Origin of the sequence: Shewanella sp. SM21 (assembly GCF_025654335.1) — a bacterium.
Classification (GTDB): domain Bacteria; phylum Pseudomonadota; class Gammaproteobacteria; order Enterobacterales; family Shewanellaceae; genus Shewanella; species Shewanella oncorhynchi.
In genome coordinates, this window is the sequence record NZ_JAKKRL010000001.1 from 145,901 (window position 1) to 160,216 (window position 14,316).

General features: G+C 45.3%; 11 protein-coding genes. 5 read left to right on the plus strand and 6 right to left on the minus strand.

Annotated elements, in window-relative coordinates; genetic code table 11:
• Positions 1–84: 84 nt before the first annotated feature.
• Positions 85–1,764, plus strand: coding sequence for a diacylglycerol kinase family protein (locus L5L94_RS00590; RefSeq protein WP_263160690.1), 1,680 nt, complete (start codon positions 85–87; stop codon positions 1,762–1,764).
• Between the two features lie 50 nt (positions 1,765–1,814).
• Here L5L94_RS00590 and L5L94_RS00595 read toward each other — a convergent pair whose 3' ends face one another.
• From L5L94_RS00595 to L5L94_RS00605, 3 genes are all read right to left on the minus strand, one after another.
• A complete protein-coding gene (locus tag L5L94_RS00595; RefSeq protein ID WP_173245898.1) occupies positions 1,815–2,474 on the minus strand; it encodes a hypothetical protein in 660 nt (219 codons plus the stop codon).
• Between the two features lie 226 nt (positions 2,475–2,700).
• Complete coding sequence (locus L5L94_RS00600; protein ID WP_263160693.1) at positions 2,701–3,777, minus strand: major royal jelly family protein; 1,077 nt, start codon at positions 3,775–3,777, stop codon at positions 2,701–2,703.
• 109 nt (positions 3,778–3,886) lie between these two features.
• Positions 3,887–5,257 (minus strand): sigma-54 interaction domain-containing protein, encoded by a 1,371-nt coding sequence (locus L5L94_RS00605; RefSeq protein WP_219250162.1) that lies wholly within the window; start codon positions 5,255–5,257, stop codon positions 3,887–3,889.
• 246 nt (positions 5,258–5,503) lie between these two features.
• Here L5L94_RS00605 and L5L94_RS00610 point away from each other — a divergent pair, with 246 nt between their 5' ends.
• Both L5L94_RS00610 and L5L94_RS00615 read left to right on the plus strand, forming a co-directional pair.
• Complete coding sequence (locus tag L5L94_RS00610) at positions 5,504–5,959, plus strand: hypothetical protein (protein ID WP_028760642.1); 456 nt, start codon at positions 5,504–5,506, stop codon at positions 5,957–5,959.
• Between the two features lie 276 nt (positions 5,960–6,235).
• Positions 6,236–6,790, plus strand: a complete 555-nt coding sequence (locus L5L94_RS00615) for a BON domain-containing protein (protein ID WP_105249747.1) — start codon at positions 6,236–6,238, stop codon at positions 6,788–6,790.
• A 267-nt stretch (positions 6,791–7,057) separates the two neighbouring features.
• Here the strand turns inward: L5L94_RS00615 and L5L94_RS00620 are convergent, their stop codons facing one another.
• The 3 genes from L5L94_RS00620 to L5L94_RS00630 form a co-directional block, all read right to left on the minus strand.
• A complete protein-coding gene (locus L5L94_RS00620; RefSeq protein ID WP_113941065.1) occupies positions 7,058–7,462 on the minus strand; it encodes a DUF3224 domain-containing protein in 405 nt (134 codons plus the stop codon).
• A 129-nt stretch (positions 7,463–7,591) separates the two neighbouring features.
• A complete protein-coding gene (locus tag L5L94_RS00625; protein WP_263160695.1) occupies positions 7,592–8,368 on the minus strand; it encodes a hypothetical protein in 777 nt (258 codons plus the stop codon).
• A gap of 213 nt (positions 8,369–8,581) precedes the next feature.
• Complete coding sequence (locus L5L94_RS00630) at positions 8,582–9,658, minus strand: polysaccharide deacetylase family protein (protein ID WP_263160696.1); 1,077 nt, start codon at positions 9,656–9,658, stop codon at positions 8,582–8,584.
• Positions 9,659–10,053: 395 nt separating this feature from the next.
• Between L5L94_RS00630 and L5L94_RS00635 the strand changes: the two genes are divergently transcribed.
• Complete coding sequence (locus tag L5L94_RS00635; protein WP_263160698.1) at positions 10,054–12,690, plus strand: TonB-dependent receptor; 2,637 nt, start codon at positions 10,054–10,056, stop codon at positions 12,688–12,690.
• Positions 12,691–12,757: 67 nt separating this feature from the next.
• Positions 12,758–14,308 (plus strand): tryptophan halogenase family protein, encoded by a 1,551-nt coding sequence (locus tag L5L94_RS00640; RefSeq protein ID WP_263160699.1) that lies wholly within the window; start codon positions 12,758–12,760, stop codon positions 14,306–14,308.
• Positions 14,309–14,316: the final 8 nt, after the last annotated feature.

A 14,316-nucleotide genomic window follows, 5' to 3' on the forward strand; every position in this document is an offset into this window, starting at 1 on the left:
GCTCATTTCTGCATCTCTCATCTCGACATCTATCCATTCAAGTGCAACGATTTTAACCAAGAACAATGGCATTGGAGGGCTTGCATGCTAACGAAGATCCACATCAAATATTTGTACACTGCAGGTGCAGTATTGTTAGCCTATTTTGCAGTAACAGACACTTCTCCCCTGCTCACTTTCATTTGTGCATGGACAAGTCTGTCACTGTTTTTAGTCGGTTCAGCCTATTGGTTTAATCTCGCCAGTATTTTTAGAAAACGCCAAGATGGCACTATCCCTTGGTATATTCGTTGGGGTTTTATTCCCTTTTTATTAGGCAGTCGACTCTATAACCACTGGGCCAGAAAATACGATTCAGTACCCCCCATGCAGAGGATTGATGAACATCTGTATCTCGGCTGTAGACTCTTTTCCGCAGATCTGGAAACGATTAAAGCCAATAAGATCACTGCCATTCTGGATGTCACCGCTGAATTTGATGGCTTAGATTGGTCGCAATTTGAAGATCATATCGAGTATTTAAATATTCCCATCCTCGACCATAGCGTACCGACCAGCGCCCAACTCAATCAAGCCGTTAACTGGCTGCACCGCCAAGTGCGCGCCAATAAACAGGTACTCATCCACTGTGCTATGGGTCGTGGCCGCTCAGTGCTGGTACTCGCCGCTTATTTGGTTTGTAAAGATAAACAACAGCACTTCGCCGAAGTACTGCAGCAGATAAAGCAAATTCGCAAAACCGCTGGCTTAAACAAATGGCAATTACGCGCGCTCGATCGCATGCTCAGTCAAGGGAAAATTAACATCCACAAAGTGGCGTGGATTATCGCCAACCCAGTCTCTGGTGGCGGGAAATGGCAAGAATACAGCGAGCAAATCAAAGATGAACTCAAAGCCTATTTTGACCTGACTTTAAAACTCACAACAGCAGACGAAACTGCAAATATCTTCGCCGAGCAAGCCCGTAATGCAGGCGCTGATATCATTATCGCCTGTGGTGGCGATGGTACTGTGACTGAAGTGGCCTCTCAAATCGTTGATACGGATATCGTCTTAGGCATCATTCCTCTTGGCACAACTAATGCCCTCAGCCATGCCCTCTTTGGTTTAGGCAGTAAGCTTATTCCTATCTCTCAGGCGCTGGATAATATTATTCAAGGGCATTGCCAAGCCATTGATACCGCGCGTTGTAATGAGGCGTTAGTGTTGTTGCTTGTGGGCATAGGGTTTGAGCAACAAATGATTGAATCCGCAAACCGTGAGCGTAAAAATGCCCTCGGCCAGTTTGCCTACCTCGATGGCTTATGGCGCGCAGTGAATGCCGATATCACTTTAACCATCCAGCTCAGCTTAGATGATGCAAAACCCACAACATTGACGACCCATAGCCTAATCGTTGCCAATGCCGCACCGTTTACCAGCGTGTTGGCGCAGGGCGATGGCGAACCAAACATGACCGACGGTTTGCTCGACATTACTTTGTTGGATGCTGGCGATGAACCCAAAGAGCAGTTGCTTAGCCTCGCTGAATTAGCGATTGCAGGATGGGTAAAAGAAGGCAATAAAAATGTGCGAGATCAACAAGCGAGTGCAAGTAAAGTCCATCATGCACATGCTAAAAAGGTCACCATCAGCAGCCAGCCTAAGTGTAAATATGTGATTGATGGTGAAGTATTTGAGCCAGCGGATCTCACTATTGAAGTCCAGCCAGCATCTCTAAAAGTGTTTGTTCCTTATCAGGAAACCACAGAGCAAGATGAGTGATCGTTGTGGAGGACATCCAGCCTAACTTTTTAGGCTGGATGACTGGGCATTTATAGAACGAACAAAAAATATAAAATATTCAACAAAATAAATATAACCAGCAGAACCAGTACCCGCATGAAATTAAATTCACTACCTTTGGGAAGTGATTTTTGAGTGGTGTTACTAAAATCCTGAAATTTACAGTCTATTGCCTGCGCACATTGCTGTAGAACTTGTTGTAATTCCTTTCTATCAGTACTGTCACCCAATATCAATTGAGCACCGTTGGGCTGGTGCAATTCTAAATAAGCCAGATAATGTTGGACAGTATCTTCCGCTTGGCGATTGCGGCTGATCTGATGCCAGCGGGTGATTTGCAGCTGATAAAGTTGCACTGCTTTGATGTCCGAAAAGGCATAGGAACGCCACCGCCACAATCCCATATACCTCCCATTGAATAAACCTTTACCGAGCCACAATTGCTGTTGCTCAGCATCTAACCAACACTGTTGCTGAACAAACGCAGTCGGTAACACGGGTAACAATAGAAACAGTGTTACCCAGCCGAGAACGAGCTGTAGTATCGGATCGGGTTGTAAATAGGTTGCTCTGGCGCAGAGTAAACCAAGCAGTAATAACCCAGCAGCAAACAGCCATAATAGAGGTCGGTACTGAGTACTCAGAGTTTGAATATAAAATGCATTTTTAGAAGGTTGATTGAGTTTCACTGAACTTGTTCCTTGTTCCTTGTTCCTTGTTCCAAAAATTATCTCACCATTCAATATTGACCTGTGCCAGTAACAATAAGAGGCATTGATAGTTTGCACAATCAACACCTAACTCATTTCTAGACGCTTTCGAGTTAAACCAAAGACTCACATCAACGTAAATACCAGTTGCGATATAACTCATACTGCAAATATAAGCTGCAACTTTGCAGTTGCAGCTAAGGTGTTATTGACCCGCAGCAGTATCCTCACCGGTCCAGAGTCGCATGATGCGATAAGGCGGTTTGGCTGTTTCGGCTTTTCCATTAAAGGCTTTTGCTTTATGCAATTGATTCACTGAAATATATAACCAGCCTGTTTCACCAAATTGCACACTATCTGGAAAATCCAGTAGTGGAGAACTGACCGCTGTTGTTAGTGTGCCTTTGTTATCTAGCATGGAAATGGCATTGTGGTTCAAATTGGTAAAGTAATGATTACCTTGTTTGGACGTTGCTGCGCCATCTGATACAGGCTTGGCTCCGACTAATTTTACCGTGGCGATAATTTTATCATTATTGCCTGTTTGTAAAGCTGCAGTCGATAACTGATACCAGTGAGTGCCATTCATTGCACCATAATAGAGTGTACTTCCGTCGGCAGATAAACTGATTGGATTGACCGCTACACTGGCGACTTTGCCATTAAACAATGTTGTTTTGTTATCTATGTTCATTACTGCATCCGTTTCGGCCTGCAGCGAGCTATGACCTGAAAAACGTATTGTATGACCATCGTCGATACGCACCGCTAAGAGGCCAGGGTTGGCGATATCAGCTAAATAAATCCAGCCTTTTTGAGAGTCGACAACCAAATCCTGCATAAAGCTGCCTTTAGGCGCGAGAGCTTGTGGTAGGACGATTTGTTTATATAGACTGCCGTCCTTAATGTTGAATCCCCAAATCCTTGTTTGGCCTAATTCTAACCCCATATCTGCGGTCCAGAGGTGTCCAGCCTTGTCCTGAGCAATACCTAATAAGGTATCAAATTGAGCAGTATTGGCTGTCGATGTTTTTTGCAAATCCATTGAAGGCCAAGCTTTATAAGCGTTGGTCTCACGATTAACTTCAATCAATTGCAAACCTGATGGTGTATCAAATGGATGTACTGTGGCAAAAATCCGACCTTGTGCAGTGACGCTGACATTGCCAGGTCGTATTGGCAATTCAGCGACTGTTTCAAGACTTCCTACTGCTGGGGTGGCGTTTACAAAACTACTGGCTGTCAAAGAAAGCCATAATGCTGTTGTTAATAAGTGTTTCATATTCTATCTCCGCTTTTTCTGTTTAAGGGCTGTAGAATAGGAGTTATTATTTACAAAAAAAAGAGTATAAAACTTAGCTCTGTTTCAATATTAATTTGATAATTAATGTTTATTCAGCAGTCGTTTCACCGGTCTCGACTTGCTGCTCGTACTTGCTGAGCTTGTTGTAGAGGGTTTTAACGCTGATCCCCAGTTGTTCGGCGGTATCCGTTTTATTACCTTGAGTGGTTTCTAGTGCTTGATAAATAGCGATTCTCTCTAAATCATCTAAGCGCATGCCTTGGGGGATAACAACTTGTTCACCACCACATAAACCCACTTCATTCGTCTGAGGTAGCTGTAAATGGCTGGGTAAAATATCCTGATCGGCCAGAATATAGGCTCGCTCAATTGCATGTTTTAATTCGCGCACATTACCAGACCAAGGGTACTTAGCAATCATCTGAATACAGTCTTCAGCTAAGCTCTTATTCTGCTTTTCGGCCACGTTACGATAGGCAAGAAAATGCTGCGCAAGCCCAATAATATCCTCGCCACGTTCCCGTAAGGGCGGAACGCGAATGGGAAACTGAGCCAAACGAAAGTACAAATCTTCTCGAAATAACCCAGCCTCTATCGCCACTATGGGATCACGGTTAGTCGCTGCCACAATACGTACGTTTGCACGTTGCACTTTGTCGCCACCCACAGGACGATACTCGCTATTTTCCAACACTCTGAGTAACTTCACTTGATGATCAATCGGCATTTCGGTGACTTCATCGAGAAACAAGGTCCCGCCTTCAGCCTGTTCAAATACGCCTTTGTGATCCCGATTCGCCCCCGTAAATGCGCCTTTGACATGACCAAACAGCTCACTGTCGACCAATTCTGGGCTTAATGCACCACAGTTAATCGCAATAAAAGGCTCGTTCACCCTAGGGCTGGCAAGATGTATGGTATTAGCAACCAGTTCTTTCCCGACCCCACTTTCCCCAATAATCAGCACATTACTGCCTGTCGCAGAAACGCGACGAATTGTGCGATATAGCTTGTGCATAGGAGCTGATGAACCAACAAGCAAACCGTATTGGTCTAGCTCGCTAGCAAAAGGATGCAGTCGATTAGGCGATGATGCTAAATACTGTGCAAAATCAGCAAAAATTTCGCTGATTAGCGGCATATCGTAAGGTTTGCGAAAGTGGTAACCAGCAAAATGAGACATTAACTGATCAAGATTGGGGTTTGGCTGACCGTCGGAGAGAAAAATAAACTCAATATTTGACATGGCCGCATTATCCAGCAGCACAAGGTAATCTTCACGACTAAGACTGGATAACTCAATAATGGCAACATCGACGTGATTTGCCCCTAGCTGCTCTATCCAAGGTAAGTCATCGACACTGCGTAGCTTATTAAAGTCAGCAGCGCCAGCAAGTTCGATGATTGCTTGCTCGGCGCTAACATCCTGCAAGTGATAAAAAAGTGTCAGTCGAGCCATGCGTATCTACTCCCTGTATGAAAAACTACTGTATGTCAGCCATGAAATTTTAACAACAGCAACGGTAATAGTTGCCGATGTTCTAAGATGATATCTCGATGAACGGAGAATATCAGTCTAAAAATCAGCCTGTTAAAATATCATTAAAAACGAGAACAGAATATGCATGGTAGCTGAACGAAACAAAATCAGTTTACCCAAGCAGTTAAACAATCTATGTCGAACACTGGCATTAGGAGGCCCATAATGAAGTCTAATGTTGTGCAACATCAGACTGATATCCGCGCCGATATCATGTTGATCGATGAAATCATCAAGCTGAATCAAGAAGGACTCACATTTTACAACCAAGCGAGGAGGTATGTCGAAGACTATAATCTTAAGCGTGTTTTTTCCGCCAAAGCTAACATCCACCAACGAATGTTAACTCGGTTTGAACAGCTGAGACGTTTGGCTGACGAGCCAATTAATGGCCTAAGTCACACCGTGCCCGTCACTTATACTCAAGCAACAGAATTGCTGCAACAGTGCCAAATTTCGCAGGCTATGACCGCCCTTGTCGATATAGAGCAGCAAGTGCTAATCCAAATAAAACAAGCAGTAAGGCAAGCGCATCAGCCACAACTTGCAAACCAACTTGCAGAGGGTGCCGCTTGGCTGCAAATGAGTTACGACGGTACAGGATCGCTCAATCACCATTAATTCCCTGTCGCTAAGTGAGCCATATTTAACCGACTCCCCTCCACTTTTACTACAGACATAATACCGCACTGATGAGTGCGGTTTTTTATGCTCGAATGATGGCTCAGCATGCCAGAAAAAATTACATTTTGTCGGTAAAAAAGACCGACCAAAAGGAAAACGCCAAGGTATAAAAACGCCAAATAAAACAATTAAAACATTAAAAATCATTACCTTAAAAACATTGGCACGATTAGCGCATTATCTAGCTTCGAGAAAACAACGGAGGATATGATTATGAAAACTACAACAGCATCAGTACTAGTGGCTTTACTTGTCGGTTCAATCAGTTTAAATGTGGCCGCCGCCCAAGATTGGAAAGGCGGAACCAAGGATGCGTGGATCGATGGTAAAGCAGAAACCACTTTACTGCTCAACACGAATCTCAATTCCTTCGACATCATTACAGATGTCAAAGATGGTAAAGTGACGTTAACAGGTAAAGTGGAAAGCAGTGTGGATAAAGCCCTCGCCACAGAGCTCATCAAGAGCTTAGATGGGGTGAAAGATGTCGATAACCAACTCACTGTGATGAATGAAAAAGAAGGCACCAGTGAAGTTGTTGCCACCTTAACTGACTCTAAAGTTGCCACAGTCATCAAAACGCGTTTACTGTTTTCAACTGACGTATCCGGCACCCAAATTAATGTGGATGTTGCCAATGGCATAGTCACATTGAAAGGTGAAGTTGCCAGCGATGCCGAACGTCAACTAGCACTGAAAATTGCCGAAAATACCGACGATGTGAAAAAGGTCGTTGATAAAATTAAAGTTGTTAAAAAAGTGTCTTAACTCTCGCGACAACGGCATTTTTTAAATTAAACGTATTTTAAGTAACAGCACACCGATCTAGACTCAAGGTTCGATAGTGCTTTATGAAAAAAGAATCAAAAAAACCAGCCTCAGCTGGTTTTTTTATGCCCATTTTCAGACTCAATCGAAAAGACTTACTCGCTTAAATTAAGAAGGGTGAATTCAGATGACTCGAATGATCATAAAGGAGAAGAGTTACAGAAAACTGAGCTAAAACACAGGCGTTACTCAAGCTTCAAAGCCAAACTAAGCTTCAAAGCCAAACTGGAATGCATAAAAATGTTGGCCATTCTCAATATTGATGGTCATAGTGCCAGTTAACCCCTGCAACTCCCCCGCCCCAGAATGGGGTATCACTTCTAAGATCAGACGATTTTGTCCATCGGTCATAATGCCAAAATGTTGTAATACAAAACTGCCCTGCTTACCGCACAAATTACCAACCACTTGTTCAATGGCCACATAGCCAGCTGAGCCCTTGACTGACGTCATAGCACTGAGCATTTCCCCCTTGCTGCGCCCCTCAAGCTCACCATAAAAGGTTTTATCTAAGCCCATACGTCCTAACGTCACACCACCAATACCAGTAGCATAGGGGCTATCAGGAGTGAGCTTAACATCAAATTTCCCAGTGATTTTGCTAACTTGCATGACACTCTCCTTGTCGAAATCTTATGCTGACCTATTACCTGCTAACGCTTGCTACTGAAGCAAACATCACCCACAGACCGAAAAACAACTTAGCATAAGCCTACGTAGATCCATAATGGCATTTACACGTTACTTATGTATGCTGGTCTCACTCACTATCATCTCTATGGTTTTGACTATTTCAGGGGTTTCAGACATGGGTTGGTCAGACGCTCTATCACGATAAGTCACAGCAATTTTAAATGGGGCTTCAAAAGGATAAACAGGTTCAATACTATCCACCTCGATTCGATCGCCAAGCATGACACTGCCTAAGTGTTTCAAGCTATTGTGTTTAAAATCCAGATTAAACAATCCAAGATACCAAAATACGCCCGAACCTTGAGTCGTCACAATAAAGGGCGCCACAAAGGGCATAGTTTGCATTTTAGGATCATCTTGAATCGGTGCGTCACTTTGGGTGTCCGGCTCTAGAGCGGGATCGAAATTTAACGGTGTAATGCGCAAGTAATCGAGTAATGCTCGACCTTTTACCTCACCATCTTGGTAATCGCCCATAGCAAACTCTGTTTGCTTGATCTTAATAAAATGTGTCAGTGCAACGGACTTGCCGCCCTCAGGCAGCGTTATTTCAACAGGATTGGCGGTATTTAAGCTAAAGAGTTTAAGCATCACTTCCGATGCATTCGCCACAGGCTTTACCTCAAAAGGTGTAACAGTTTCGATCTCATTCGCCTGAGCCTGAGTTTTTTCATGCGCCATGGCCTCATCGTATTGCATCACCTGTCCATCTTCCATCACCATATAAATATCATCATTGGTCATGTTGAAACGGTAAATACCCGCAGCAAGTAAGGCTAATACCACTAAGGTTGCCGCTATGGTTAATTTTACAAACGTACTCATCTTCTCTCCCCAATCGCGCTCGTTATGCGCTACTTTTCTAACACCGATAAACTTCAAATCAATGTCGGAGCAGTATTACAGATACTGAGTTAAAGCGAAGTGGGTAAAGTGTAAAAAATGCCGCTATTTTGAATTTTGTCAGGCTAAGTTCAGCAACATGCCTTTTACTCGACAAATATGATGGGCCGAGTAAATACTCAGCCCAATACATCACTACTTTTCGTTTTTCCACAAGGCTGGGGTTTGGCTTGGTTGCCAATTGCTTTGGGAGAAATGTGCTTGCACTAGGGAATAGATTTTATCTTGATAGGACACAAACTCAGGTAGTTGATAATTATGCTGTTCCTGCCAAGCAGGGGCATAGTTATCTAGCGTATCAAAACGATACCCTTGACGTTGAGCTTCTTCAACAAAACGCTTAATTTTAGGCAAGTTGATGGTTGCACCTTGTCCGCGGTGAGCATTCTCAAACAGGAAGTCGTGGGTCAAGATAACCACTTTCCCGTTATGTAAACCATCACTACAATCTAAGTTCTGCGTACGACTGTTAAGCGGATTCATCGTCGTTCCTGCGTAGGTGTTAATCACTTGATTGACTTTTGCCACCAGCTCAACCCCATCGGCCATGGATTCAGCAGGAAAAGCAACCCCCCAATCCTCTGGTCCCCAGTCTAGATCCCAGCCAAATATTTTATAGTCACTCTCGGCGAGCATGTTTTGAATTTGCACCGCAACTTGCGAACTGTTGGTCGAGGTTTCTGCGGTACAAGCAAAAGCAGGATCCCAAGGCGGCACAGTATCGGATGTCGCACACAAGCCGTCTCCTTTGAGTTTACTGGTCACTCGCCAACCATTGGTGTAAGGCAAACGTGCCAACTTAGTCATCTTGTTATTGGGATAACTGGCGGCATTAGGAATAAGTTCAACCACTTTGGCCGTGTTCGTCACAAAATAGGTGAAATCGGTGGCCGCATCTTGATAGGATTTTACAGGCCAGAGTCCAACTTGATTACAATATGCCGCCCCAGATTGCACGCCATCAGTGCAGTTATGCAGCATATGATCGTAACTGTGGTTTGCCAGAATATGACCATCGTCTAGCAAACGTTGTAGGGCGACAGCCGCTAATGCCTCGTTTTCATCCCCTTCGCCATACATATGAAACGCATTAATAAAGAACGTCGCCTTAATATTGGCATCCTTTAACGCATCTAACAGCCCTAAGGTCGCGTCAATTGGACCATCATCAAAGGTAAAGGTAAATGGTTTTATCGCTGGCGTAGGCCGCACTTAAGCCAGTACTCAAGCTCGCAACACAAAGCCCAACTGCAACGGCTATCGATTTCAGTTTCATGATTTCATCCTATAAATAATGTTTAAAGATGAATAAGTTAGTTCTCTTTACGCACTGGTTAATTCATAACCTGTAGACAGCGAGTTCACTCATCCGTTTAGCTTATCTATAGTGAGTAATCCCGCCGGCATTAGTTATACCATCCTAGCAACAAGCCATACTTTTCTACGCTAAGTCGATAAATCCTGCCTTTGCGCCCAGTTAACCATCCCCTTCAAAGACAATAGAAAAATACCAATCCTAGTGTGAAAAGTACCGCATCAACAATTCGATAACAGGTAAGTTAACTGGAGAAAAAAACAACATAAAAGCACTACAGGGATGCAATAACATGTCAGAAGGTCAACTATTTAAGAGCTCTTTGCTCGCATTATGTATCGCTAACGCCTTGTTCGGGATGAGCTCAACCGCAGTCGCGGCGGAGCAACAAGAGGCAACTGCAGAAAATATTGAGGTAATCCAAGTACGCGGCATACGTCGCTCGATTGAAGCCTCAATGAATACCAAACGCTTCGCCGACTCCACGGTCGATGCCATCACCTCGGAAGATATCGGTAAGTTTCCCGATAAAAACATTGGTGATGCGCTGCAGCGCATTTCTGGGGTAACGGTCGATAGGCAATACGGTGAAGTGAGTGGGGTCACCATTCGCGGTACAGCGCCAGAACAGAGTCGTATTTTGCTGAACGGTCAAACCGTTGCCAGCACCTCTTGGTATGATCTTGGTCCTGCCACTCGTACCTTCAACATGGAATTATTGTCAGCCGAGCAAGTCAGTGCGGTTGAAGTCCACAAAACGCCAACCGCTAGCCTTGAAGAAGGTGCGCTGGGCGGCACTGTCGATCTCAAAACCCGTAAGCCCTTAGATCTCGATGCTCACACTTATCAAGTGGCGGGTGAGTTGAGCCAAAGCAGCCTGTACGATGAAACAGATCCGAGTGGATCTTTCGTCGGAAGCTGGAAAAATGACGATGAAAAGTTCGGCATTTTAGGCGCCTATTCAGTAGAGAAAATTACCAGCGGCCGCCAAGTACTGGAATCGCTCAGCGGTTATTATGAATACTTCGCTGCCGATCCTGCACAAGACCAAGAATCAACTGTCGGGGCGTGGGGGATTGGCTCACAGGCATTTAGGGCCGAACGCGAACGGACCAGTGCCCAAGTCACACTGCAATTTGCACCGACTGAAAAAACAGAGTTCACCTTAGATTACTTTAATTTTGAACTCGATATCCCCCACGTAAACCATAACTTCTTAACCGTTGGCGCCCGCGGTTCGGGCTCCACCAACGTAGTAAATAACGCCCAAGGCGGCACAGCATCGGCAACGATTCTGCCAGCGTATGCGTCGATTATTTATAACCCTGTGGTACGCCACGCGGTCAATATGAAGTCTGACGTACTCAACTTAACCGGAAAATACGTCGGGGACAGTTTCACCCTTAGCGGCGTCATTGGCCAATCGACCTCAGATGGCGGCACCCAAGGCGGCTCATCTTCTTGGTGGATCCCTGCGACGGACCAAGGCGGCAAAATTGGCGATCCCGCCTTCCCTAATGGTCAAGGCAGTGTCGATGGTGGCTTTAGTTACGATGCCACCGGTCCCTATCAAGTGGTGCTCACGAGCCTAGATGCCAACGATGCTAGCCAGTTCAAGCATGCGCAGGAAGCCAACTACGAAACCACAGTGCAAGATCATAAAGTCACCTACGCACAGTCTGACTTCGAATATCAACTCGATCATGATTTTATTAATAAAATTGCGGTCGGGATTAAGTACAACACCAGTGATTTCGAGCGTAATGCCTTCAATCGTAACCCCGCAGAAATCCTAGGTTTCGTGCCTAATGGCAACCTAGCCAACTGGAGCGATGGCGTACTGTCTGGCCTGCATTCCCAGAGCGGTGGCAATGTGCTCGACTCCTATGCCAAGTTAGATGAAGACAAATGGTGGGCGTTTATCAGCGAGAAATACGCCAATGGCGAGTTAGTGGAAGTCGCCGATCTCGGTAACACCTTCACTGTCGAAGAGGATATGTTGGCCCTGTACGCCCAAGCGGATTTCAGCGGCGAATTCTACCGTGGTAACTTTGGCGTGCGCTACATTAACACTGACCAAACTTCAACCGGTTTTGCCGATGGCAAACCCTACAATGAATCCGTTAATTACGATAATTGGTTACCGAGTATCAACGTCGCCTTCGATCTGCAAGAAGATTTAATCCTACGCGCCTCGGCCTCTTCCGTGATGGCACGTAACAACTACAGCGATCTTAAACCTGGGTTAGCGATAGCGAAAAACTTTGGTACTGCGACCGGCGGTAATCCAAATTTAAAACCCTATAAGGCGAATCAAGCCGACCTTGGCATCGAATGGTACTTCACTGAATCTTCTATGCTGTCGGCGGCCTTGTTCTACAAAGATATTGATAACGTAGTGTTTGTCACTGAGTCGACTCAGTACATTGAAGGTTGCGGCGCGTCAGAATCCGAGTGGGATAAATGCCGTGTCACAGCCCCAGCCAACGGCGGTAGCGGCTCTGTTACTGGGCTTGAAATCCAGCTACAACATAACTTTGAAAGCGGTTTTGGCTTCTTAACCAACTACACCTATGTTGACAGTAAGAGCACTCGCCCAGATGGCACCGAGCAGATGATTGAAGGCGTATCAGAAAACTCCTTCAACGGTTCACTCTTCTACGAAGATGATCTGTTCAGCGCCCGTATCGCCTATAACTGGCGTTCAGAATACTTAGGCGTAGGTAATATTCAAAACGTGTTAAACGACAGCTATCAACAAGTGGATGCCTCGATTATTTGGCATGCAATGGAGAACTTAGATATCTCACTCGAAGGGGTTAACTTAACCAATGAAGTGGTACAATCCTATGATGTTAAATATGGATTGACGCAAAATACCATCGAATTTGGTTCACGCTATTTCGTCGGTGCCAGTTATAAATTTTAATCTTGAATCACACCATAGCCGACCTTAGGGTCGGCTTTTTGCGTTGATAATACAGCGGGGATAAACCATGAAAGTGAAGCAAGCAATCAGAAAAATCATTATCTTAGGGGGTGGAACCGCAGGTTGGATGGCAGCGGCAGCCCTCGCGAATAACCCCGTATTTGCCGCCATTGAACTCTGTTTAGTGGAATCGGACAACATAGGCACCATAGGCGTTGGTGAAGGTTCAACGCCACACTTGAAACGCTTTATGGACAACTTAGGCATTAGCGAAAAAGATTGGATGGAACAATGCCACGCCAGCTATAAAACTGGCATCGATTTCATCAACTGGAATGGGGACGGACAGCAATACTTTCACCCCTTCTATTGTCAAATGGATGTGAAACCCGCTGAAGTTTTCTTTATCAACGCCAATGCAAGACGCCGCGGTCATGGCAGTGCCGTTAAACCCGATGCGTTTTTCTCCAGCGGTGTACTGGCCAAACATAATCTCAGCCCTAGGCCGAATAAAGCGTTGCCCAGCACCAACGAATACGGCTATCACTTCGATGCCACTGAACTGGCCAACTACTTGAAAGAATACGCTTGCCAACGCGGCGTAAAACACCTCATCGGCGATGTCATTGAAGTTTCAACAACCCAAAACCAACATATAGACGCCTTAATGCTGGCGAATGGCGAACGACTTAACGCCGACTTTTTTATCGATGCCAGCGGCTTTAGCGCTAAGTTAATTCATAAAACCCTAGGCGTACCCTTTCAATCCTTCGCCAATGAACTGCTCAACGACAGCGCCGTCACTGTTCCTGTTCCAGCATTAATGGACACCACTCAAACACAGCAAACCCAAATGCTGCAAGCCCAAGCATTGCAAACCCAAGCACAGCAAGCCAAGTACCATACCCGCGCAACGGCGCTCAGTGCGGGCTGGCTATGGCAAATTCCCCTCACCCACAGGCTTGGTAATGGCTATGTTTATAGCAGTCGCCACCTCAGTGCCAATGCCGCGGCTAAGGAATTATTGCACAGTGTAAATTTACCCGAGTCGACCCAAGTGCGGTTTCTCAAGCTGCGGGTCGGCGTCAGTGACAAGGCTTGGCACAACAATGTGCTGGCGATAGGACTTGCGCAAAGTTTTATCGAACCGCTCGAAGCCACGTCGATCATGATGACCCAATTCACCCTTGAAAGATTTATGTCATTATTCGAGCGTTATCAATTAAATAAGCAGGCAGAAACCTTAAGTCGACAAACATTAAATCAAGCAGTAATGCAGTTAGTGCTCGGCATAAAGGATTACATTCAGGCCCATTATGTCACCAGTCAGCGCAGCGAACCTTATTGGGTGGCAGCGAGAAAAGTCGCCATTTCCCAAAGGCTGACGCAACTATTGCAAGCTTGGTATCAAGGGGAAGACTTTGATTTACTGCTTTACCAATACGATCAGCAACTCGCCTACTTTCGCCCCTCTTGGTATGCGCTGTTAGCTGGAATGGATTACCACGACCCCGAACTGAAGCGCCCATTTGAGCCGATTTCAGCGGACATCACCGCCCAGGCAATAAGATACTGCCAAACCTTAGTGGAGCAGTATTTTCAGCCTAAGCATTCGTGATAGTAAGG

Bases quoted from the DNA above. Each gene is read 5' to 3' on its own strand.
- L5L94_RS00640 (WP_263160699.1), top strand. From the start codon at position 12,758: ATGAAAGTGAAGCAAGCAATCAGAAAAATCATTATCTTAGGGGGTGGA.
- L5L94_RS00620 (WP_113941065.1), bottom strand. From the start codon at position 7,462: ATGCAAGTTAGCAAAATCACTGGGAAATTTGATGTTAAGCTCACTCCT.
- L5L94_RS00590 (WP_263160690.1), top strand. From the start codon at position 85: ATGCTAACGAAGATCCACATCAAATATTTGTACACTGCAGGTGCAGTA.
- L5L94_RS00635 (WP_263160698.1), top strand. From the start codon at position 10,054: ATGTCAGAAGGTCAACTATTTAAGAGCTCTTTGCTCGCATTATGTATC.
- L5L94_RS00605 (WP_219250162.1), bottom strand. From the start codon at position 5,257: ATGGCTCGACTGACACTTTTTTATCACTTGCAGGATGTTAGCGCCGAG.
- L5L94_RS00610 (WP_028760642.1), top strand. From the start codon at position 5,504: ATGAAGTCTAATGTTGTGCAACATCAGACTGATATCCGCGCCGATATC.
- L5L94_RS00625 (WP_263160695.1), bottom strand. From the start codon at position 8,368: ATGAGTACGTTTGTAAAATTAACCATAGCGGCAACCTTAGTGGTATTA.
- L5L94_RS00615 (WP_105249747.1), top strand. From the start codon at position 6,236: ATGAAAACTACAACAGCATCAGTACTAGTGGCTTTACTTGTCGGTTCA.
- L5L94_RS00600 (WP_263160693.1), bottom strand. From the start codon at position 3,777: ATGAAACACTTATTAACAACAGCATTATGGCTTTCTTTGACAGCCAGT.